The organism is Aeromonas sp. L_1B5_3 (assembly GCF_963866575.1).
In the GTDB taxonomy this organism is placed as follows: domain Bacteria; phylum Pseudomonadota; class Gammaproteobacteria; order Enterobacterales; family Aeromonadaceae; genus Aeromonas; species Aeromonas jandaei.
On sequence record NZ_CAWMDN010000001.1, the window covers coordinates 1 to 19979 of the forward strand.

Below are 19979 nucleotides of genomic sequence, written 5' to 3' on the forward strand. Positions count from 1 at the left end.
TAAGAGACAGCCACTACATCTTGCCGATGGGGGCGGCGATCTGGTCATCGACCCTGGCCGATATGCGCGCCTTCCCCCTTGGCTTCTTCCTGCGCTTTTTTGCCAACCATGGCCTGCTCGATGTGGCCAATCGCCCCCAGTGGTACGTGATCCCGGGCGGCTCGCGGGAATATATCGGCCCCCTTACCGCGGGTTGGCAGTCGCAGATCCGGCTCGCCTGTCCGGTGCAGAGCGTGCGGCGGGACGCGGATGGCGTGATGATCCTGAGCAGTTACGGCGAGGAGCGGTTTGACGAGGTGATCTTCGCTTGCCACAGCGATCAGGCGCTGGCGCTGCTGGCTGATCCCGGCGAGCGGGAGCAGGCCATCCTCGGCGATATACCCTATCAGGCCAACGATGTTTGGCTCCATACCGATGTGCGCTGCCTGCCCACCCGCCGCAAGGCATGGGCCAGCTGGAACTATCAGCTCGATGGCAACGACGAGGCACGGCCGCTGGTGAGCTACAACATGAACATCCTGCAGGGAGTGAACTCGCCGGAGCCCTTCTGCGTCAGTCTCAACCCCAGGGGCAAGGTCGATGAGAGCAAGGTGCTGCGCCGCTTCGTCTATCACCATCCGGTGTTCAATCAGGCCTCTATCCCTGCCCAGCAGCGCCGCGCGGAGATCTGCGGCCAGCAGCACACCCACTTCTGCGGCGCCTACTGGTACAACGGCTTTCATGAGGATGGGGTGCGCAGCGCGCTGGACGTGGCCAGACGGTTCGGGGCCGAGCTATGAACGGCGCCACTGTGGCCACCGAACATGAGCGTGCCGACGAACTGGCCGGCGTCACCAGCGCCATCTGGCAGGGTTCGGTGCGCCACCGCCGTTTTGCGCCGCGGGCCCACGCCTTCTCCTACAGCCTCTTTATGCTGGGACTGGACCTCGACGAGCTGCCGCAGCTCGATCAGGGACGCTGGTTCGGTGTGGAGCGCTCGGGGCTGCTCTCGTTTCACCGCCATGACTATCTCAAGGGCAGCGAGGGGAGCCTCAAGCAGGCGGTGTGGCAGAAGGTGAGCGAGCTGGGTGGTGATGCCGAGCCCGAGGGGCGGGTACTGCTGCTCGGCAATGTGCGCTGTCTGGGCTTCTACTTCAGCCCGGTCAACTTCTACTTCTGCTACCGGCAGGGCGAGGCGCGCTATCTGCTGGCAGAGGTGTCGAACACCCCCTGGAACGAGCGTCACTACTACCTGCTGGATCTGGCGGCGCTGGCCCCCCATGACAAGGATTTTCACGTCTCCCCCTTTATGGGGCTGGCGATGCGTTATCACTGGCGGATCAGGCCGCCCGCGCGGGAGACACTGATCCATATCGAGAGCCATCCCGTATCCGGTGAAGCCAAGCTGTTTGACGCCACCTTGGCGCTCACTCGCGAACCCTTGTCACGCAAGGGGCTGGTGGCCCTGCTGGCCCGCTGGCCATGGATGACCATGAAGGTGCTGCTCGGGATCTACTGGCAGGCCCTGCGTCTTTTTATCAAACGAACACCGATTTTTACCCATCCGGAGAGCCGCTAATGGAACTTGTGCAATCAACCCTCTCTGCCTCTTTCATCGACAAGGGGGCAAGGCAACTGCTGCTCAATCTGCTGGGGCGCCTTGAACATGGCCAGCTGCTGCTGCGGGATGGCGGTGAGCGCCACAGCTTGGGCGTCGCGGGCACCGATCTGCATGCCGAACTGGTGGTGCAGGATCCGGCCTTCTATCGTCGCCTGCTGCTGGGGGGCAGCATTGCCGCCGGAGAAACCTGGGTGGAGGGACTCTGGACTAGTCCGGATCCGGTGGCGCTGGTGCGGCTGCTGGCTCGCAACCTGACCCTGCTTGACTCCCTTGAACGGCGCCTCGGCTGGCTCAGTTTTCCCTTCAACAAGGTGCGCCACTGGCTCAACCGCAATACTCTGACCGGGTCGCGCTCCAACATCGCCGCCCACTACGATCTCGGCAATACCCTCTATCAGGGTTTTCTCGACAGCCATATGCAGTACTCGAGCGCCATCTATCCGAGCGCCGAGGCCACGCTCGAAGAGGGGCAGCAGGCCAAGCTGCGCACCATCTGCGAGCGACTTGAGCTGGGGCCTGACGATCATCTGCTGGAGATCGGCACCGGCTGGGGTGGCCTTGCCGTCTATGCCGCCCGCCACTATGGCTGCCGGGTGACCACCACCACCATCTCCCGGGCCCAGCACGACTATGCCAAGGAGTGGATTGCGCGGGAAGGGCTGGGGGATCGCATCACCTTGCTGCTGGAGGATTACCGCAAGCTGGAGGGCACCTATGACAAGCTGGTCTCCATCGAGATGATCGAGGCGGTGGGCCACGCCTTTCTGCCCGACTATTTCCGCCAGCTGTCGCGGCTGCTCAAGCCCGGTGGCCGTCTGCTCATTCAGGCCATAACCATCGCCGATCAGCGTCATGCCCAGTATCTGCGCGGGGTTGATTTCATCCAGCGCTACATCTTCCCCGGTGGCTGCCTGCCGAGCGTCTCCCAGATGGCGGGGTTGCTGGCACGGGAGACCGATATGCAGCTGGTGCGGCTGCACGATCACGGCCACCACTATGCCCGAACCCTGGCTCACTGGTGCGAGCGCTTTCTGGCGCTGGCACCCGAGCTGCCCAAGCTCGGTTACAGCCAGGATTTCATCCGGCTGTGGCACTTCTACTTCGCCTATTGCGAGGGGGGATTCTGGGAGCGCAGCATCAGTCTGGTGCAGCTGGAGGCCGCCAAGCCGGGGCCCGCTGGCTGGTCGGGTGATTTGCCAGTAAGCGGTCACTGACCATGTGGCAGTGGGCTCACCTGCTGGGATTCAACCTCTACTGGTTGCTGGCGGTGAAGTGGCAGCAGCCGGGCCCGCTGCTGGTGATCTTGCTGCTGCACTTTCTCTTCTCACCCAGCCGTCAGCGTGACTGGCGGCTGCTCCCCATCGCGGTGGCCGGCTGTCTGCTGGATGCCCTGCTCTGGCAGCTCGGCTTGTTCCGCTTTCCTGCCGGTTTTCCTCTCTGGCTGGTACTGCTCTGGCTCGGTTTTGCCCTGACGCTTGCTCATGGCATGCGCTGGCTGCTGCGCTTGCCTCGCTGGCAGCAGGCGCTGTTTGGCATGGTTGGCGGCACCTCCTCCTATGTGGCGGGAGCCGCCATGGGGGCAGTACACTTACCTTGGGGCATCGGGATCAGTGCGGCGCTGCTGGCAGTGATCTGGATGTGGTGGTTACCCGTACTCCTGTGGGTAATGGTCAAGCTGGAGGGTGAGTCATGATGAACTCCTTTTCGACCGACACGCTGCTTTTTTCCAAGTGGACCAAAGAGAGCCAGCACGAGCTGACGGATCGCTTCTATCTGGTGGTTGCCTGCCAGCGGAATGCGCAGGGACAGCTGGTGCAGGTGGTGATGCAGGATATCAATACCCTGCAGGAACAGGAGATGGACTGGCATGAACTCGAAGACCCCAATCACTGGCATATGGGGTGGAATTAGCCTCCACCTTGCCGCCCTTAGCCTGCTCGTTGCGACCACCAGCGATGCGGCAACACTCCCCTGGCAGAAGCTGCGTCCGGTCGGTCAGGGACAGATGCAGTGGCTCTGGTTCAAGCTCTACGACGCCACCCTGTTTAGCGAGAGTGGTCGCTACCAGCCGGGTCACTATCCACAAGCACTTACCCTCACCTATGCCAGAGCCATCGAGCGGGACGAGCTGCTCGGCGCCACTTCGTCCGAGTGGCAGCGCCTCGGGGTGGGGAGCGATGCCGAGCGCAAGCAGTGGCTGGAGCAACTCGCGGCAATCTGGCCGGATGTAGCTGCGGGCGATCGGTTCACCTTCTATGTCGATGAGGCGGGGCATGGCCACTTCTGGTGGCAAGACAAACGCCTTGGTTCCCTCGACGATCCCCGATTTTCTGCCGCCTTTCTCGCCATCTGGTTGGCTGATAACAGCCGCGATCCCGCCCTGACCCGCCGTCTGCGCGGTCAATCCTGATAGTGGAGTCTGCCATGCTGTTTATCCCGTTGTTGCTACGCTCCCTGCTACCCAGGCGGCTATTTGTATTGGGCCTTGCCCTGCTGCTCAGTGGTTGCGGCGCCAGTCTCGACAGTTATCGGGGCCAGAGTCCGCAGTGGGATCTCGCCCATTTCTTCAATGGCAAGCTGGTGGCCCATGGTCTGGTGACCGACCGCAGCGGCGAAGTGACCAGCCGCTTTCGGGTCGAGATGACAGGGCGCTGGCAGAACGGCAAGGGCGAGCTGTTCGAGCAGTTCTATTTTGACGATGGCCGCCAGCAGACCCGTACCTGGTATCTGAGCAAGGGGGCCGATGGCCACTGGCGTGGGACAGCATCGGATGTGGTCGGGGAGGCCGTGGGTAAAACGCAAGGGTTTGCCCTCAACTGGCGCTATCAACTCGATCTGGCGCTGCCGGACGGTGAGGTGGTGCGGGTGAGCTTCGATGACTGGATGTATCTGCTGGATGAGGATCGCCTGATCAATCGCGCCGCCATCAGCAAGTTCGGCATCCATCTGGGGGAGGTGATCCTCTACATCGAGCGAACATCCTGACCGGTGTGCTTCGCATTCAAGCCAATAAAAAAGCGCGCCGATGGCGCGCTTTTGTCTATCGCAAGGCAGGCAGATCAGATGATCCGGTTCTCCTCCAGCATCTTGCGACGGGCCTCTTCCTTGGCCATCTTCTTCTTGCGATTGTCGCAAGGTTCGGGGCAGTCGCACTCCTTCTCGATGCCGACGCCACCCAGGCCGCCACAGGAGCCCGAGATGGTCTTCTTCTGGAAGATGTAGCCAATGGCCATGGCCACAATCACCAGCATGAATACCCCGAAGGTGATCAGAAAAATCTGCATCTCTACCTCTTACTTCTTGACCAGATAAGGCTTGAAGGCCTCGGAGTAGGCCTCTTCATAGCCCTTGTCGGTCTTGGTGATGACAAAGATCGCCAGGCCTCGCTCGTTGGCATAGGCCAGGCTCTTCTCGGTACCCATCACCATGAACACGGTCGCCAGCCCGTCTGCGGTCATGCAGGAGGGGTGGATCACGGTCACCGACACCAGACGATGCTGGATCGGTTTGCCGGTGCGCGGGTCTATGGTGTGGGAGAAACGCTGGCCATCCAGCTCATAGTAGTTGCGGTAATCGCCGGAGGTGGCAACGCCATTGTCCCCCGGGACAATAACCTCCTGCACCGAGCCGGCATTGGCAGTCGGCTTCTCGATGGCGACGCGCCAGGGGTGACCCTTGCCGTTGACACCATTGATCCGCAGTTCGCCGCCAATCTCCACCAGATAGTTGCGCGCACCCAGGGATTCCAGATACTCGGCCACCTTGTCTACGCCAAAGCCCTTGGCGATGGCGGAGAGGTCGACGTAGAGGTCGGGAATATCCTTTTGCAGGGTATCGGCATCCACCGAGGTGATGACGTGCAGGTTGCCAAGACCGGTCTTCTGACGGGTCTGGGTGATCAGCTCGTCGGACGGCACCTTGGTTGGTCGCTTGTCCGGGCCAAAGCCCCACAGATTGACCAAGGGGCCGACGGTGACGTCCAGCGCCCCCTGGCTCTCACGGCCAATGTGAATGGCCTCTGTGACTACCCGGGCGGTATCCCGCGAGACCACCACCGGCGTGGAGCCGCGGTGCTGGTTGAAGCGCGACAGCTCGGAATCGGGACGATAGGTGGACATCTGATCGTTGACCCGCTCCAGCAAGACATCGACCTCGGCCTGAAGTTTGGCCGGATCGGTGATGACGCTGTCCGCCACCTTGATGGAGTAGTAAGTGCCCATGGTGCTACCGGTGATGTGGATCTCCGGTTTGGATTGGACCGTTTCCTGACCGCACCCAGTCAAGAAAAAGGCTAGCCCGAAGGCTAGCCAGGTCTTTACAACACTGTGCATGGATTAACCACCAAAGTCATCCAACAGGATATTTTCGTCTTCAACGCCCAGATCTTTGAGCATGTTGATGACGGCTGCGTTCATCACGGGAGGACCACACATGTAGAACTCGCAATCTTCCGGCGCTTCGTGGTTCTTGAGATAGTTCTCGTAGAGCACGTTGTGGATGAAGCCGGTGTAGCCGTCCCAGTTGTCTTCCGGTTGCGGATCGGACAGGGCGACGTTCCAGGTGAAGTTCTCGTTCTCGGCGGCGAGCATGTCGAAGTCTTCGACATAGAACATTTCGCGCTTGGAACGGGCACCGTACCAGAAGCTCATCTTGCGCTTGGACTTCAGGCGACGCAGCTGGTCGAAGATGTGGGAGCGCATCGGCGCCATACCCGCACCACCACCGATGAATACCATTTCGGCATCGGTATCCTTGGCGAAGAACTCGCCGAACGGACCGGAGATGGTCACCTTGTCACCCGCTTTCAGGTTGAAGATGTAGGAGGACATCTGTCCCGGAGGGGCAGTCCAGTTGCTGGGCGGCGGCGTAGCGATACGCACGTTCAGCATGATGATGCCGAACTCTTCCGGATAGTTGGCCATGGAGTAGGCTCGGATGATCGGCTCATCGACCTTGGACTCCAGCTCGAAGATCTTGAAGCGATCCCAGTCACCGCGATACTCCTCGGGAATATCGAAGTTCTTGTAGTAGACGTGGTGAGCCGGGGCTTCGATCTGGATATAACCACCGGCGCGGAACGGCACGCTCTCGCCATCGGGGATCTGCAGCTTGAGCTCCTTGATGAAGGTGGCCTTGTTATCGTTGGAGATAACAGTACATTCCCACTTCTTCACCCCGAAGATCTCTTCCGGCAGTTCGATGTCCATGTCGCCACGAACGGTGACCTGACAGGCCAGACGCTCGCCGTGACGGGCTTCGCCCTTGCTGATGTGATCCAGTTCGGTCGGCAGAATATCGCCGCCGCCAGACTTCACCCGCACCTTGCACTGACCGCAGGAGCCACCGCCGCCACAGGCGGAGGAGACGAAGATACCGTTGCCGGCCAGAACGCCGAGCAGCTTGCCACCGGCCGGGCTGGTCACTGCCTTGGCCGGGTCACCGTTGATGCTGATTGTCACGTCGCCCGCGGTCACCAGCTTGGACTTGGCGAACAGAATGACTGCCACCAGTGCCAGCAGGATCACGGTAAACATGACCACACCCAAAATAATTTCCATCTATCGTTCCTTTCTGATTGCAGGAAAGCCGATTACAGGGAGATACCAGAGAAGGACATAAAGCCCAGCGCCATCAGGCCGGCAGTGATGAAGGTGATGCCCAGACCACGCAGGCCTTCCGGAACATCGGAGTACTTCATCTTCTCACGGATACCTGCCAGCGCAACGATCGCCAGCATCCAGCCTGCACCTGAACCCACGCCGTAGACCACAGACTCCATGAAGTTGTAGTCACGCTGCACCATGAAGGAGACACCACCGAAGATGGCGCAGTTCACGGTGATGAGCGGCAGGAAGATACCCAGGGCGTTGTAGAGAGCCGGGAAGTACTTGTCCAGCGCCATCTCCAGGATCTGCACCAGCGCCGCGATCACCCCGATGAAGGTGATGAAGCTCAGGAAGCTCAGATCCAGGTCAGGGGAGAGGGCACCTGCCTTCAGCACATAGTTGTAGATCAGGTTGTTGACCGGTACGGCGATGGTTTGCACCACGATAACGGCAATACCAAGACCCATGGAGGTCTTGACCTTCTTGGACACCGCCAGGAAGGTACACATCCCCAGGAAGAAGGAGAGTGCCAGGTTTTCGATGAAGATCGATTTAATCAACAGACTCAGATAGTGTTCCATACCTTAATCCTTCGCCTCCACCTGCTTGGGATCCTTGGTGCGAACGCCCCAGATGATCAGACCAATGATGAAGAATGCACTCGGCGGCAGCAGTAGCAGACCGTTGGGTACATACCAGCCACCGTTGTTCACCAGCGGCAGCAGCTCGATGCCGAACCAGGTGCCGGAGCCTAGCAGTTCACGCACGGTAGCGACGCTCAGCAGAATGGCGCCATAGCCCAGACCGTTGCCGATACCATCCAGGAAGGAGGGGAGCGGCGCGCTCTTCATGGCGTAGGCTTCGGCACGACCCATCACGATACAGTTGGTGATGATGAGGCCGACGAAGACCGACAGCTGCTTGGAGATGTCATAGGCATAGGCCTTGAGCACCTGGTCAACCACGATAACCAGCGAAGCGATGATGGCCATCTGGGCAATGATCCGCACGCTGTTCGGGATCTGGTTGCGGATCAGAGAGATGAACAGGTTTGAGAAGGCGGTGACCGCCATAACCGCGAGGGTCATTACAAACGCTGTCTTCATCTGGCTGGTAACCGCGAGTGCAGAACAGACACCCAGCACCTGCAAGGCGATGGGGTTGTTGCCCAGCACAGGGGTCAACAGCAACTTTTTCATTTCGCTCTTGTCAGCCATTGTTGATTTCTCCTGCACGAACCTTGGCCAGGAAAGGACCGAAGCCCTTGGGACCCATCCAGAAGTCGAAGGTATGCTGTACGCCGTTACCGGTCAGAGTGGCACCGGAGAGACCGTCGATCTCGTGCTCGGAGCCCGCCGGAGCGTGACCCTTGATGACGCGCAGCGCCGGCATGCCATCCTGATCGAACAGCTTCTTGCCGACAAACAGCTCGCGCCAGGCCGGATTCTCGATTTCACCGCCCAGACCCGGGGTTTCACCGTGGTCGTAGTAGGTGATGCCCTTGATGGTCTGGCCATCAGCGGCAACCGCGACGAAGGCATACATGGTCGACCACAGACCCTGACCGTAGATGGGCAGGATGATGTTGTCGATCTTGCCTTCGGCATCCTTGGCGAAGAATACCGGAACCAGCTTGGAGATCTGACGCAGACCAGCCTTGTCGTCGGCAGCAGCCAGACGGATGTTTTGCGCCGGATCTTTGGCCGCCTGCTTGGTATCGAAGTTGTCGGCATCGCCGTCAACAAAGTTACCGGTGGCGAGATCCACCAGACGGGCTTCGATCTTGTCGCCATACAGCTTGGCCAGATCGCGCTTGGCCACATCGCTGATGTCTACGCCGGCTACGGAGAGAATGTTGCTCTGCTTGTCCAGCGCCTTGTTCTCCTCTTGGGTAGAACGCAGGCCAACGGCAGCAACGGATACCACGATGGAACAGGCCAGGCAGAGGCCGGTTACCACGCTGATGGTGCCGAAGGTTGAGTCTTTATTAAACGCCACGAGCAATCCTCCGCTTGATGTTTGCCTGAGCGACGAAGTGGTCAAACAGGGGAGCAAACAGGTTTGCAAACAGAATGGCCAGCATCATGCCTTCCGGGAACGCCGGGTTGACTACGCGAACCAGCACGACCATCACGCCGATCAGGGCGCCGTACCACCACTTGCCCTTGTTGGTAAAGGCGGCGGAGACGGGGTCGGTTGCCATGAAGGCCATACCGAAGGCAAAGCCACCCAGCACCAGATGCCAGTGCCACGGCATGTTGAACATGGGGTTGGTATCGGAACCGATGACGTTGAACAGCAGGGAGGTGGCGATCATACCGATCATCACGCCGGCGATGATGCGCCAGGAGGCGATGCGCATGTAGACGATCATGGCTGCGCCCAGCAGGATCATCAGGGTAGAGACTTCACCGATGGAACCCGGCAGGTTCCCCAGGAAAGCGTCCATCCAGCTGATAGCCTGACCGGTTGCACCGTTGATCAGTGCCATCTGGCCGCCCTGTGCCCACTGGCTCAGCGCGGTTGCGCCGGAGTAGCCGTCAACAGCAACCCATACGGCGTCACCGGAGATCTGGCCCGGGTAGGCGAAGAACAGGAAGGCACGACCGGCCAGCGCCGGGTTCAGGAAGTTTTTGCCGGTACCACCGAACACTTCCTTGGCCATCACCACACCGAAGGTGATACCCAGAGCAGCTTGCCACAGGGGCAGCTCGGGCGGCACGATCAGGGCAAACAGGATGGAGGTCACGAAGAAGCCTTCGTTGATCTCGTGCTTGCGTACCATGGCGAACAGCACTTCCCAGAAGCCACCGACCAGGAAGGCGGTCAGGTAGATGGGGAAGAAGTGGGCGGCGCCGATCATCATCTTGCTGCCAATACCGGCAACAGCGGGATCGAGGGAGGCACCCAGCATGGTCGCCAGCGCATATTGCCAGCTGCTGGCACCGGCTGCCGAGCCCATGTGGGCGATCGCGGCAATGGCCTGGTTACCAACGTTGTACATGCCCCAGAACATGGCCGGGAACACGGCCAGCCACACCATGATCATCATGCGCTTCAGATCGAGCGCATCACGAACGTGGGAGGCGTTGCGGGTTACGGAACCCGGGGTATAGAACAGGGTGTATGCCGCTTCGAACAGGGCGTAGTACTTCTCGTACTTTCCACCCGGTTCGAAGTGGTGTTCCATTTTTTCAAGAAGTTGCTTGAAACTCATCGCTTAACCTTCCAGTTCAATCTTGGTCAGGCACTCACGCAAGATGGGGCCGTACTCGGTCTTGCCGGGGCAGACGAAAGTACAGAGGGCCAAATCTTCCTCATCCAGCTCCAGACAACCCAGTGCCTGAGCACCGTCGGTATCGCCGGAGATCATGTCCCGCAGCAGCAGGGTCGGCAGGATGTCGAGTGGCATCACCCGCTCATAGTTGCCGATAGGCACCATGGCACGGTCACTACCGTTGGTAGTTGTGGTGAAGTTGATCAGCTTGCCCTTCATCAGATGAGAAAGGGTGGTGCGGGTGATGGAGAACTTGTTGGCGCTGGGGTTGATCCAGCCCAGGAACTCTTTCTCGCGACCTTCGCCCAGTACGCAAACCTGATTGTGGTAGCGACCCAGATAGTCGTGAACACCGTCAGCCTTGGCACCGCTCAGCAGAGAACCGGAGATGACGCGGTTTTCGTCAGCGCGCAGCTCGTTGTTGGTGAGCTGGCTGATGCAGGCACCCATGCGGGTACGCAGCAGACGCGGCTTGAGCACGTTCGGGCCTGCCAGAGCGATCACCTTGTCAGTGAAGATCTGGCCGGTGGTGAACAGCTTGCCGAATGCGATCACGTCCTGATAGTTGATGTGCCACTGCACCTTGGTGCTGCTGACCGGATCCAGGAAGTGGATGTGGGTACCTGGCAGACCGGCAGGATGCGGGCCAACAAAGATCTCTTCCTTGACCTTGGCCAGAGGAGAGTGAGGCAGGCTGCCTTCGCCCTTGCAGACATAGACGGTGCCGTCGGTCAGACGAGTCAGCACGGCCAGACCGTCGAGGAACGCCTGAGACTGCTCCTTGATGATCAGCTCTGCGTTGGCGGCCAGCGGGTTGGTGTCCATGGCGGTCACAAAGATGGCGCGCGGGGCTGTGCCTACCGCGGGAACTTTGCTGAAGGGACGAGTGCGCAGCGCGGTCCACTGGCCGGATGCAAGCAGGATCTCCTGTACTTTGCTGCGCTCGAGCTTGGCCAGCTCGGCAGAGGCAAAGTGCTCGAAGGTCACCTGTTCATCGGAGCCGTCCAGGTCGATGACCACGGACTGGAGAACACGTTTGGCACCACGGTTGATCTCTGAGACCACACCGGTGGCGGGAGCTGTGAATTTAACGCCCGGATTCTTCTTGTCTTCGAAGAGCTCCTGACCTTTGATGACGCGATCACCTACTTTGACGAACATAGTAGGTCGCATCCCCACGAACTCCTCGCCCAGTGTAGCAACACGGGTGATGGCGGGGCCATCGTAGATTACTTGCTCTGGCGCACCCAGCACGGGGATGTCCAGTCCTCTTTTGATTGTAATCATACTTAATTGCACTACCGTTACGGGAAGAGAGGTTGGTTAGCGCCGAGAAATACATCACGACGGGTGGTTGAATGAATCGGCATTGCAGCCGTGTCAGGCGGGCTGACACAACGATTATTAAACATGCGAGGTCATTCAAAAGCGCCTGAGTTTACCACTCAAGGTGCATTTTTTTCCATGCCAAATGGGCAAAATCCCCGTGGCATCACAAAATTAACCTGCAATGAATAATCGCCAAACCCCTTGTAACTCGTGGTTTTAAAGGTTTTTTATTTACGCTTTGTCGAGGAAACCGGAGGGGGAGACCTGGATGGATCAGCCTTGAACATCGTCCGGGAAAATTGCATTTCCAACCCGTCAAAAAGGCTGGAAATGCACAGGATTTGTTTAATTTATGGCTATTTGCCGATGTTCAGGTTATCGGGAGGTCAATTCTGTCAGGAGATCGACGGTTTACCCACACAGCTCGGGGTACGCGGGGCATTGCCCTTCTCTTGCCACTCGCTGCCTGTGTAGGTGTGCAGCGCCAGCGCATGAACCGGGCCTGCCAGCTCGTCGGCCAGAATGGCGTTGACCTGGCGATGGCGGGCAAGCAGGCGCTCTCCGGCAAATTGTTCACTGACGATGATGACCTTGAAGTGGCTCTCCGAGCCCGGTTCAACCCGATGCATGTGGCTTTCGTTGATCACTTCCAGCAGGCTGGGGGAGAGGGCTGCGGTCAGCTTGGCTTCGATCAGTTGTTGCATGGTCATCTGTGTTGTTTCCGAAACGTGAATGTCGGGCCATTCTATCGGCAGTTGCGGGGCTGAATAACCCCCCTTGCGAGGGAAATCATCCATCAGCAGCGCGCTCTGACGCGCATGCAACTGGTGAAATTCCTGCTCCTCGCTAGAATAGCGCCACTTTGCGTCGTCCCAGGCGCCTGTTATCCGAATCAAGCCGAGGTTGGACCCATCCTATGCAAACCCTTCTCGAGACGCCCCATTGCCAGCTCACGCTCTACCGTTATCCGCGCCTGAGCCAGGAGACCCTGCAAGCATGGGATGCGGCAGACGAGTATCTGATCAATACGCTGGCGGAGGCGCCGCTCGAGCAGACAGGCCCCGTCATCATCATGAATGACAGCTTCGGAGCGCTGACTGCTTTTCTGCATGGCCATGCTCCCTGCAGCGTGACCGACTCCTACATCAGCGAGCGCGGGATCCTGGCCAATTTGGCCGAGAACGGACTGGATGCTGGCGGGATCACCCTGCAGGATGCGCTGGCGCCGCTGCCGGTAGCCCCCGCGCTGGTGGTAATCAAGGTTTCCAAATATCAGGCGCTGCTGGAGCAGCAACTGCTGGCGCTGCGGGAGGTGGTGACACCGGCGACCCGCGTCATCGCAGCTGGCAAGGCGAAGGATATTCATACCTCGACCCTCAAGCTGTTCGAAAAGTATCTGGGGCCGACTCGTACTTCGCTGGCCTGGAAAAAAGCGCGCCTTATCCACTGCGAGCCGCAGGCTGACCTGCCGGCGCTGGCCAACCCCTTTCCGACCGTTTGGCCGCTGGAGGGCACCGACATGCTCATCCACAACCACGCCAACGTCTTTTCGCGCACCAGTCTCGATATCGGTGCCCGCTTTATGCTGGACAACTTGCCCATCCACAGCGCACGTCAGGTGATCGATCTCGGTTGCGGCAACGGCGTGCTGGGACTCTCGCTGCTGGCGCGGGATCCTGAGGTGGAGGTGACCTTTATCGATGAGTCCTACATGGCGGTTGCCTCGGCCCGGCTCAACATCGAGCACAATCTGGCCGATGCGCTGCCGCGCGCCCGCTTTATGGTCAACAACTGTCTCGACGGCATCGCGGCCGGTTCGGCGGATCGGATCCTCTGCAATCCTCCCTTCCATCAATTGCAGGCAATCACCGATCATATCGCCTGGCAGATGTTCTGCGATGCGCACCGGGTGTTGCCTCGGGGGGGCGAACTCTGGATAGTAGGCAACCGTCATCTGGACTATCACAACAAGCTCAAGCGTCTGTTTGCCAACGCACAAGTCGTTGCGTCGAACAGCAAATTCGTTATTTTGAAAGCCATCAAACGCTAAAGGAAACCCATGATGAAAAAGTCACTCTTGCTGCTGGCCGCCCTGATGCTGGGCGGGTGTGCCACTCACTGGCCGGAGACGGCGATGCTCAACCCGCAGGTGATCCCCGCCAACCAGCAAGTCTACTCCGGTAACCGCATCACCATGGAAGGGGTGGACAAGCGTGAAGCCGCCTATGTCTTCTCCATCAAGTACAAGGAGAAAGCGCCGGTGCTGGTCAACAGCGAACGCCCGCTCAACCTGCTGATGGCCGAACGGCTGGCGGAAGGGCTGCGCAGTCAGGGGCTGGAAGTGGGCAACAGCGGTACCACCAACCTGACCCTGGTCATCTCCAACGCCGCGGTCAATGTGGAAGAGAAGACCTTTACCTATGTCACCAAGTCCCGTGTCAGCCTGCAGGTGATCGCCGATTTTCAGGGCAACCGTCTGACCAAGCAGTTCAACATGTCCTCCAGCAAGGAGAGCCCGAGCGAGCCGAGTATGGCGGATCTGGAATCCACCCTCAACCTGCAACTGGGTAGCGCACTGCAGCAGATCATGGCCGACGAGGCGCTGCGTGGTTATCTGAAAGGCCAGCCTGCGACCACAGGGGTGTAAAGATGAAAAAACTCTGGTTGCTGGCCATGCTGATCGCCCCGTTGGCGTTTGCTGGCCCGAAAGTGAAACTGGAGACCAACCACGGCAATATCGTGGTGGAGCTGGCATCCAAACAGGCACCGCAGACGGTAAAGAACTTCCTGCGCTACGTGGCGGATGGCAGCTATGACGGCAGCATCTTCCACCGGGTGATCCAGGATTTCGTGGTGCAGGGCGGCGGTTACAACCAGCAGTTCCAGCAGCTGCCGACCTATGAACCGGTAGTCAACGAATCCCGTGGCGGCCTGCCTAACAAGCGCGGCACCATCGCCATGGCCCGTACCCAGGCGGTCGATAGCGCCACGCGTCAGTTCTATTTCAATCTGGTCGACAACAACAACCTCAACGCCGATGGCGGTGCCGGTTACACGGTATTTGGTCAGGTCGTGCAGGGGATGGAAGTGCTCGACAAGCTGGCGCAGGTACAGACTGGCTACAGCCCCATTCTGCGTGCCAATGATGTGCCGACCAGTCCCATCATCCTGAAGAAGGTGGTGTTGCTGGCTGAACCCCCGGTAGAGAAGAAAGCCAAGAAGTAGGTGCCAGTTTTCCCTGCCGCGCTCTCTTTGGCTGGTCTGGAAATTCTTTTAAAGGCTCATCCCGTTCGGGGTGAGCCTTTTGTTCATCTATCTCCCTGCCTTGGCTATCGGGCTTCAACCTGCCAGAATGGCGCACTTTTCCCAGATTCGTCAGGTAGTTCAACATGATCCGCAAGCCGAGCTGGCGAGAATCCCTCGCCGTTTATCTCGAACCCAGAGTGCTGATCCTCTTTGCCATGGGCTTCTCATCGGGTCTGCCCCTGTTGCTGGTTTTTGGCACCCTCTCTTACTGGCTGCGGGAAGCGGATGTCAGCCTGACCGATATCGGTTACATGAGCTGGGTTGCACTGGCCTATGGCTTCAAGTGGCTGTGGTCGCCACTGGTGGATCGCATGCCGCTGCCACTGCTCTCTACCCTGCTGGGGCGTCGCCGCAGCTGGATGCTCTTCTCCCAGCTGCTGATCGCCGGGGCGTTGGCCGGTATGGCGTTTTGTGATCCCAAGAGTGGTTTGACCCAGCTGGCGTTGTTCGCCCTGCTGGTGGCGTTTGCTTCAGCGACGCAGGATATCGTGATCGACGCCTATCGCATCGAGTCGGCACCAGAGCGGCTGCAGGCTGCGATGGCGGCCTCCTATATGACCGGCTACCGCTTGGCGATGATCATCGCCGGTGCCGGCGCACTGGCTCTGGCGGCCTGGTTTGGCAGCAACAGCGGGTATGACTATCACGGCTGGCAGGTGACCTATCTGCTGATGGCTGCGCTGATGTCACTCGGGGTTATTACCACCCTCTTGTGTCATGAACCGGAAATCGATCTGGCGGGACAGAGCCAGCAGCAGGGGGAGCGCAAGGCGCTGTTACTGGCCCGTGGCTGGCCTGCACCGCTGGCCAGTGCCGGTGCCTGGGGTTATGAGGCGGTCTGGAGCCCCTTTGCCGACTTCTTCCGTCGCTATGGTCACTCGGCAATGCTGATCCTGGCGCTTATCGCCTGTTATCGGGTTGCCGATGTGGTGATGGGGGTGATGTCCAACAGCTTCTATGTGGACATGCAGTTCAGCAAGACAGAAGTGGCCACCATAACCAAGGTGTTCGGGGTGATCATGACGCTGGTGGGGGCAGCCGTGGGTGGCGTGCTGGTGATGCGGTTTGGCACCTTGCGCATTTTGTTTCTTGGCGCGCTGCTCACTGCCAGTACCAACCTGCTGTTCGCTCTGCTCCATCAGGTGGGCCACAATCTGGAGCTGCTGACGCTGATCATTTCCCTCGACAACCTCAGCGCCGGTATCGCGACCGCTGCCTTTGTCACCTATCTCTCGAGCCTTACCAATGTCGCCTTTTCGGCGACCCAGTACGCCCTGTTCAGCTCCGTAATGTTGTTGTTGCCCAAACTGCTGGCCGGTTTTTCCGGGCAAATTGTGGAGCAGATTGGCTACAGTGCCTTCTTTGTCGGAACCAGTTTATTGGGCTTGCCTGTGTTGTTGTTGATTGTGCTGGTAGCCAGAAAGGGGAGTGCGTTGCTCTCAGCGGCTGACAAATAGCAAGCGTTTGCGTAGAATCGGGGGTGATTAGATTCACACTTCCGGATAAAGTTCCCGAGAAGTTGTTTCTCCCCCTATTTTATTTGATTAGAATTCCTCTCGCTCCTTGTGGGCAGGCTACGGAAAACCTCAACTAACGCACAAGAGACCAATAAAATGGCCAAATTTACCAAGACTCTGATCGCTGCCGGCCTGATGGCTGCTGCTGCCACTCCGGCCTTCGCTGCTGACTACAGCGGTGACATCCACAAGAACGACTTCAAGTGGATGCAGTTCAACGTAATGCACACCATCGACCAGCGTCCGTTTACTGCTGGCCAGAAAGATTACAACGACACCTATCTGGAAATGGAATTTGGTGGTCGTTCCGGCATGTTTGATCTGTATGGTTATGTCGATATTTTCGACATCCTCGACAACAAGCATAGCGACAAGCATGGCGGCCAGAACCTGTTCATGAAGTTTGCTCCGCGTCTGTCTCTGGATGCCCTGACTGGCAAAGACCTCTCCTTTGGCCCGGTGCAAGAACTCTACATTGCCAACCTGAACAACATCGCTGACGGTCAGATGGAAAACCAGATCGGTCTGGGCGCTGATGTCATGGTTCCTTGGTTCGGCAAGGTTGGCATGAACCTGTACGCTCGTTACTCCAACGAGAACCAGTTCTTCAGACAAGAAGAGAATTCCTGGAACGGTTATCAGTTCTCCATGAACTGGTTCAAACCTTTCTACACCTTCGGTAACGGCAGCTTCGTCTCCTACCAAGGTTACCTGGACTATCAGTTCGATCTGGATACCTATAACCGTGCCGATCGTACCACTGACAACCTGGCTACCTTCCACGGTATCTACTGGCACTCTGACCGCTTCGCTGTCGGTTACGGCCTGAAGTACTTCATGGATGCCTATGGCAACAAAGATGGCTCCACTGCATTCGACGGTACTCCGTGGAAGAGCTCTGGCTTCAGCCACTACTTCGACGTTACCTACAAGTTCTAATCAAACTTGAGGTACAAAAAAACCGGAGCCTTGGCTCCGGTTTTTTATTTTCGCGCTTATTGCGTGACGTGCTCGGTAGCGGCGCCACGCAACAGCATTATTTAGTCGCGGAAATTCTGGAACTGCATCGGCTGACCCAGCTCGGCGCCACGAACCAGTGCCATGGTCTCTTGCAGATCGTCACGCTTCTTGCCGGTGACACGTACTTCATCACCTTGGATGGCAGCCTGCACCTTGATCTTGGAATCTTTGATCAGTTTGACCAGCTTCTTGGCCACTTCCTTGTCGATCCCCTGCTTGAACTTTACGGTCAGGTGGAAACGCTTACCGGAGTGAACGGAATCGCCCACGTCCATCGAGCTGTTTTCGATATTGCGCTTGAGCAGGGCGCCACGCAGGATTTCAACCATCTGCTTGAGCTGGAAATCGGCATCCGCCTCCAGCTTGACCTCTTCCTTGTTCAACTCGAAGCTGGCTTCTACCCCACGAAAATCGAAACGGGTGGCCAGTTCACGATTGGCGTTGTCGACGGCGTTCAACACCTCGTTCATTTTGACTTCAGAGACAATATCGAATGACGGCATAGCCGGGCTCCTCATGTTGCATTATCGGGGGCCAAATCTACCAGAAATAAGGCAAATTTGCTGATTTTGATGGGGCTGCTCTGCTAGAATCCTGTGCGCACAGGATGGATGGACCCGATAGTGTCCGCCAGCGACAGCTTCACTTATCCCCGGTAACAGGTTGAGAGGATTGCAACCCTTACCCTGACAGAGTCACACCATGCCAAGCGGATTAAAGAATTCCCGACAGCCTGCCACCACTCAATGGTCCATATTGGGTTGCGGTGCTCTCGGCGGCGTTTTTGCCTCCCTGTTGACCCAAAGCGGTCAGTCAACCCGAGTATTGTTGCGCGAGCATCATCAATCCACCCTGCATCCGGGGTTTGATTTCACCTCGCTGGAAGGGCACGTTCAGCTGCTCAATATCGAACGTGGTTTCGCCAGTAAGCCGGGCAAGATCAAGCGTCTGCTGGTGATGACCAAAGCCAGTCAGGTGGTGGCCGCACTGGCGCCGCTGGTTGGCAAGCTGGATGCCGAAGTGCCCATCATACTGCTGCACAACGGCATGGGGATTGCCGAGCAGGTTGTTGCCATGTTCCCCCACAATCCGGTTATTGCCGGGGTGACCAGCCATGGTGCCATGCAGTTGGGCCACTTCGTGTTTCGCCATACCGGCAAGGGCGAAACCTGGCTCGGGCCGGTCAATGAGGCCGCCAGGGCACATGCCGCTCTGGCTGACGAACTGGCACTGGCGCTCGGTCAGGCCGGTTGGGATGAGCAGATTTTGCAGCGTCAGTGGCAAAAGCTGGCCATCAACTGCGCTATCAATCCGCTGACTGCGTTGCACAAGCTGAAAAATGGCGAGCTGGCAGGCCCCCGTTTTGCCGATGCACTGCAGCAGGTCTGCGTCGAGGTGGCCGATGTGATGAGTGCGCAAGGCATTGCCACGACCGCTGAAGAGTTGCTGCGCCGGGTGATGACAGTGGTCGAGCTGACCGCCGACAACTACTCCTCCATGTGTCAGGATATGGAACTGGGTCGAGAGACCGAGATTGAAGCGATCACCGGATTCCTGCTGGCCAAAGCGGCCGAGCATGGCATCGCGGTCCCGGTCAATCAGGGACTCTATCAGGCGGTCAAAGAGAAGAGTCAGACAACCTGACTCTGACGAGGTCAACAGCAAGGAGGCAAAGATGAGCGTACTGGTTCTGGTTGCGCCGGGATCGGAAGAGATCGAGACGGTGGCGATTGTCGATACCTTGGTGCGTGCCCAGCTGGAGGTGGTGTTGGCCTCTTGTTGCCCGTTTGGCAAGCGCCAGATCAAGGCATCGCGCGGGGTACAGCTGGTGGCCGACTGCCATATCGATGAGCTGGCTCCTCGTGATTTCGAGGCTATCGTGGTGCCGGGTGGCCTGCCTGGCAGCGAAGTGATCCGCGATACCCCGCTTGCTATCGAGCTGCTCAGAGCGCAGGCAAGCGCGGGGCGCTGGCGAGCTGCCATCTGCGCGGCTCCTGCCGTCGTGCTGCACCACCATGGCTTGCTGGATGAGGCTTGCGTGACCTGTCACCCCGCTTTTCAGGCTCGGTTACCGGCAACGCAGCTCTCTACTGCCCGGGTCGTGAGGGATGAGGCGCATCGCCTGATCACCAGTCAGGGGCCGGGAAGCGCCATCGAGTTTGCCCTCGAACTGGTGCGGGTGCTGCGTAGTGATGAGCTGGCTGCGGCGGTTGCAGCGCCCATGGTGTTGCCTTAGCCAAGGGTTATCTGCTTCATGAGCCTTTAGCTGCGCTCTCATCTTGTCTGACAACGGGCCCCTGCCATATCGGCAGGGGCCCGTTCTT

24 protein-coding genes are annotated in these 19979 nt (G+C 58.7%); 14 read left to right on the forward strand and 10 right to left on the reverse strand.

The window, feature by feature from the left end; genetic code table 11:
* From AACR93_RS00005 to AACR93_RS00035, 7 genes are all read left to right on the forward strand, one after another.
* A partial coding sequence (locus tag AACR93_RS00005) for an NAD(P)/FAD-dependent oxidoreductase (protein ID WP_043849294.1) occupies positions 1-779 on the forward strand: 779 nt, incomplete at its 5' end.
* Positions 776-1558: a DUF1365 domain-containing protein gene (locus AACR93_RS00010; protein WP_043849295.1), complete on the forward strand. Its 783-nt coding sequence runs from the start codon at positions 776-778 to the stop codon at positions 1556-1558. The genes AACR93_RS00005 and AACR93_RS00010, both read left to right, overlap by 4 nt.
* Positions 1558-2814 carry an SAM-dependent methyltransferase gene (locus AACR93_RS00015; RefSeq protein ID WP_043849296.1) on the forward strand — a complete coding sequence of 419 codons (1257 nt, stop codon included), beginning with the start codon at positions 1558-1560 and terminating at the stop codon, positions 2812-2814. Before AACR93_RS00010 ends, AACR93_RS00015 begins: the two co-directional genes overlap by 1 nt.
* Positions 2815-2816: 2 nt before the next feature.
* Positions 2817-3293 carry a DUF2878 domain-containing protein gene (locus tag AACR93_RS00020; protein ID WP_041208039.1) on the forward strand — a complete coding sequence of 159 codons (477 nt, stop codon included), beginning with the start codon at positions 2817-2819 and terminating at the stop codon, positions 3291-3293.
* On the forward strand, positions 3293-3511 hold the full coding sequence (locus tag AACR93_RS00025; protein ID WP_033114239.1) for a TIGR02450 family Trp-rich protein: 219 nt from the start codon (positions 3293-3295) through the stop codon (positions 3509-3511). Before AACR93_RS00020 ends, AACR93_RS00025 begins: the two co-directional genes overlap by 1 nt.
* Entirely contained in the window at positions 3468-4010 is a 543-nt protein-coding gene (locus AACR93_RS00030) for a chalcone isomerase family protein (RefSeq protein ID WP_043849297.1), read from the forward strand. Before AACR93_RS00025 ends, AACR93_RS00030 begins: the two co-directional genes overlap by 44 nt.
* Before the next feature lie 14 nt (positions 4011-4024).
* Positions 4025-4585: a DUF3833 domain-containing protein gene (locus tag AACR93_RS00035; RefSeq protein WP_043849298.1), complete on the forward strand. Its 561-nt coding sequence runs from the start codon at positions 4025-4027 to the stop codon at positions 4583-4585.
* 74 nt (positions 4586-4659) lie between these two features.
* On the opposite strand, the gene nqrM is transcribed toward AACR93_RS00035, so the two are convergent.
* From nqrM to AACR93_RS00080, 9 genes are all read right to left on the reverse strand, one after another.
* Positions 4660-4884 (reverse strand): (Na+)-NQR maturation NqrM, encoded by a 225-nt coding sequence (nqrM, locus tag AACR93_RS00040; RefSeq protein ID WP_041208041.1) that lies wholly within the window; start codon positions 4882-4884, stop codon positions 4660-4662.
* Between the two features lie 9 nt (positions 4885-4893).
* Complete coding sequence (locus tag AACR93_RS00045; RefSeq protein ID WP_041208042.1) at positions 4894-5931, reverse strand: FAD:protein FMN transferase; 1038 nt, start codon at positions 5929-5931, stop codon at positions 4894-4896.
* A gap of 3 nt (positions 5932-5934) precedes the next feature.
* Positions 5935-7158, reverse strand: coding sequence for an NADH:ubiquinone reductase (Na(+)-transporting) subunit F (nqrF, locus tag AACR93_RS00050; protein WP_033114210.1), 1224 nt, complete (start codon positions 7156-7158; stop codon positions 5935-5937).
* A gap of 32 nt (positions 7159-7190) precedes the next feature.
* Positions 7191-7787, reverse strand: coding sequence for an NADH:ubiquinone reductase (Na(+)-transporting) subunit E (gene nqrE / locus AACR93_RS00055; protein WP_041208043.1), 597 nt, complete (start codon positions 7785-7787; stop codon positions 7191-7193).
* Positions 7788-7790: 3 nt separating this feature from the next.
* Positions 7791-8423: an NADH:ubiquinone reductase (Na(+)-transporting) subunit D gene (locus AACR93_RS00060; RefSeq protein ID WP_033114212.1), complete on the reverse strand. Its 633-nt coding sequence runs from the start codon at positions 8421-8423 to the stop codon at positions 7791-7793.
* A complete protein-coding gene (locus AACR93_RS00065) occupies positions 8416-9204 on the reverse strand; it encodes a Na(+)-translocating NADH-quinone reductase subunit C (RefSeq protein ID WP_041208044.1) in 789 nt (262 codons plus the stop codon). Before AACR93_RS00065 ends, AACR93_RS00060 begins: the two co-directional genes overlap by 8 nt.
* Positions 9194-10423 carry an NADH:ubiquinone reductase (Na(+)-transporting) subunit B gene (locus AACR93_RS00070; protein ID WP_041208045.1) on the reverse strand — a complete coding sequence of 410 codons (1230 nt, stop codon included), beginning with the start codon at positions 10421-10423 and terminating at the stop codon, positions 9194-9196. The genes AACR93_RS00065 and AACR93_RS00070 overlap by 11 nt, the downstream gene beginning before the upstream one ends.
* Before the next feature lie 3 nt (positions 10424-10426).
* The gene (locus AACR93_RS00075) at positions 10427-11770 is read right to left on the reverse strand and encodes a Na(+)-translocating NADH-quinone reductase subunit A (protein ID WP_041208046.1); all 1344 of its coding nucleotides are present in this window, start codon (positions 11768-11770) and stop codon (positions 10427-10429) included.
* 437 nt (positions 11771-12207) lie between these two features.
* Positions 12208-12522: a BolA family protein gene (locus AACR93_RS00080; RefSeq protein ID WP_043849414.1), complete on the reverse strand. Its 315-nt coding sequence runs from the start codon at positions 12520-12522 to the stop codon at positions 12208-12210.
* Between the two features lie 206 nt (positions 12523-12728).
* Here AACR93_RS00080 and AACR93_RS00085 point away from each other — a divergent pair, with 206 nt between their 5' ends.
* The 5 genes from AACR93_RS00085 to AACR93_RS00105 all read left to right on the forward strand — a co-directional run bounded on the left by AACR93_RS00085 (position 12729) and on the right by AACR93_RS00105 (position 17574).
* Positions 12729-13862: a methyltransferase gene (locus AACR93_RS00085; protein WP_043849299.1), complete on the forward strand. Its 1134-nt coding sequence runs from the start codon at positions 12729-12731 to the stop codon at positions 13860-13862.
* Positions 13863-13874: 12 nt separating this feature from the next.
* Entirely contained in the window at positions 13875-14459 is a 585-nt protein-coding gene (locus tag AACR93_RS00090) for a YajG family lipoprotein (RefSeq protein ID WP_043849300.1), read from the forward strand.
* A gap of 2 nt (positions 14460-14461) precedes the next feature.
* Positions 14462-15037: a peptidylprolyl isomerase gene (locus tag AACR93_RS00095; RefSeq protein WP_033114219.1), complete on the forward strand. Its 576-nt coding sequence runs from the start codon at positions 14462-14464 to the stop codon at positions 15035-15037.
* 164 nt (positions 15038-15201) lie between these two features.
* Entirely contained in the window at positions 15202-16575 is a 1374-nt protein-coding gene (locus AACR93_RS00100) for an AmpG family muropeptide MFS transporter (protein ID WP_043849301.1), read from the forward strand.
* A gap of 156 nt (positions 16576-16731) precedes the next feature.
* On the forward strand, positions 16732-17574 hold the full coding sequence (locus tag AACR93_RS00105; RefSeq protein WP_043849302.1) for a nucleoside-specific channel-forming Tsx family protein: 843 nt from the start codon (positions 16732-16734) through the stop codon (positions 17572-17574).
* Positions 17575-17675: 101 nt separating this feature from the next.
* Here the strand turns inward: AACR93_RS00105 and AACR93_RS00110 are convergent, their stop codons facing one another.
* On the reverse strand, positions 17676-18158 hold the full coding sequence (locus AACR93_RS00110) for a YajQ family cyclic di-GMP-binding protein (RefSeq protein WP_005303589.1): 483 nt from the start codon (positions 18156-18158) through the stop codon (positions 17676-17678).
* A gap of 199 nt (positions 18159-18357) precedes the next feature.
* Here AACR93_RS00110 and AACR93_RS00115 point away from each other — a divergent pair, with 199 nt between their 5' ends.
* Together AACR93_RS00115 and AACR93_RS00120 are read left to right on the forward strand one after the other, a co-directional pair.
* A complete protein-coding gene (locus AACR93_RS00115) occupies positions 18358-19299 on the forward strand; it encodes a ketopantoate reductase family protein (RefSeq protein ID WP_043849303.1) in 942 nt (313 codons plus the stop codon).
* A gap of 31 nt (positions 19300-19330) precedes the next feature.
* Entirely contained in the window at positions 19331-19891 is a 561-nt protein-coding gene (locus AACR93_RS00120) for a DJ-1 family glyoxalase III (RefSeq protein ID WP_043849304.1), read from the forward strand.
* Positions 19892-19979: the final 88 nt, after the last annotated feature.

Bases quoted from the DNA above. Each gene is read 5' to 3' on its own strand.
- AACR93_RS00105 (WP_043849302.1), top strand. From the start codon at position 16,732: ATGGCCAAATTTACCAAGACTCTGATCGCTGCCGGCCTGATGGCTGCT.
- AACR93_RS00010 (WP_043849295.1), top strand. From the start codon at position 776: ATGAACGGCGCCACTGTGGCCACCGAACATGAGCGTGCCGACGAACTG.
- AACR93_RS00030 (WP_043849297.1), top strand. From the start codon at position 3,468: ATGAACTCGAAGACCCCAATCACTGGCATATGGGGTGGAATTAGCCTC.
- AACR93_RS00015 (WP_043849296.1), top strand. From the start codon at position 1,558: ATGGAACTTGTGCAATCAACCCTCTCTGCCTCTTTCATCGACAAGGGG.
- AACR93_RS00100 (WP_043849301.1), top strand. From the start codon at position 15,202: ATGATCCGCAAGCCGAGCTGGCGAGAATCCCTCGCCGTTTATCTCGAA.
- nqrM (WP_041208041.1), bottom strand. From the start codon at position 4,884: ATGCAGATTTTTCTGATCACCTTCGGGGTATTCATGCTGGTGATTGTG.
- AACR93_RS00035 (WP_043849298.1), top strand. From the start codon at position 4,025: ATGCTGTTTATCCCGTTGTTGCTACGCTCCCTGCTACCCAGGCGGCTA.
- AACR93_RS00095 (WP_033114219.1), top strand. From the start codon at position 14,462: ATGAAAAAACTCTGGTTGCTGGCCATGCTGATCGCCCCGTTGGCGTTT.
- AACR93_RS00025 (WP_033114239.1), top strand. From the start codon at position 3,293: ATGAACTCCTTTTCGACCGACACGCTGCTTTTTTCCAAGTGGACCAAA.
- nqrF (WP_033114210.1), bottom strand. From the start codon at position 7,158: ATGGAAATTATTTTGGGTGTGGTCATGTTTACCGTGATCCTGCTGGCA.
- AACR93_RS00080 (WP_043849414.1), bottom strand. From the start codon at position 12,522: ATGACCATGCAACAACTGATCGAAGCCAAGCTGACCGCAGCCCTCTCC.
- AACR93_RS00075 (WP_041208046.1), bottom strand. From the start codon at position 11,770: ATGATTACAATCAAAAGAGGACTGGACATCCCCGTGCTGGGTGCGCCA.
- AACR93_RS00115 (WP_043849303.1), top strand. From the start codon at position 18,358: ATGCCAAGCGGATTAAAGAATTCCCGACAGCCTGCCACCACTCAATGG.
- AACR93_RS00110 (WP_005303589.1), bottom strand. From the start codon at position 18,158: ATGCCGTCATTCGATATTGTCTCTGAAGTCAAAATGAACGAGGTGTTG.
- nqrE (WP_041208043.1), bottom strand. From the start codon at position 7,787: ATGGAACACTATCTGAGTCTGTTGATTAAATCGATCTTCATCGAAAAC.
- AACR93_RS00045 (WP_041208042.1), bottom strand. From the start codon at position 5,931: ATGCACAGTGTTGTAAAGACCTGGCTAGCCTTCGGGCTAGCCTTTTTC.
- AACR93_RS00085 (WP_043849299.1), top strand. From the start codon at position 12,729: ATGCAAACCCTTCTCGAGACGCCCCATTGCCAGCTCACGCTCTACCGT.
- AACR93_RS00020 (WP_041208039.1), top strand. From the start codon at position 2,817: ATGTGGCAGTGGGCTCACCTGCTGGGATTCAACCTCTACTGGTTGCTG.
- AACR93_RS00090 (WP_043849300.1), top strand. From the start codon at position 13,875: ATGAAAAAGTCACTCTTGCTGCTGGCCGCCCTGATGCTGGGCGGGTGT.
- AACR93_RS00060 (WP_033114212.1), bottom strand. From the start codon at position 8,423: ATGGCTGACAAGAGCGAAATGAAAAAGTTGCTGTTGACCCCTGTGCTG.
- AACR93_RS00070 (WP_041208045.1), bottom strand. From the start codon at position 10,423: ATGAGTTTCAAGCAACTTCTTGAAAAAATGGAACACCACTTCGAACCG.
- AACR93_RS00120 (WP_043849304.1), top strand. From the start codon at position 19,331: ATGAGCGTACTGGTTCTGGTTGCGCCGGGATCGGAAGAGATCGAGACG.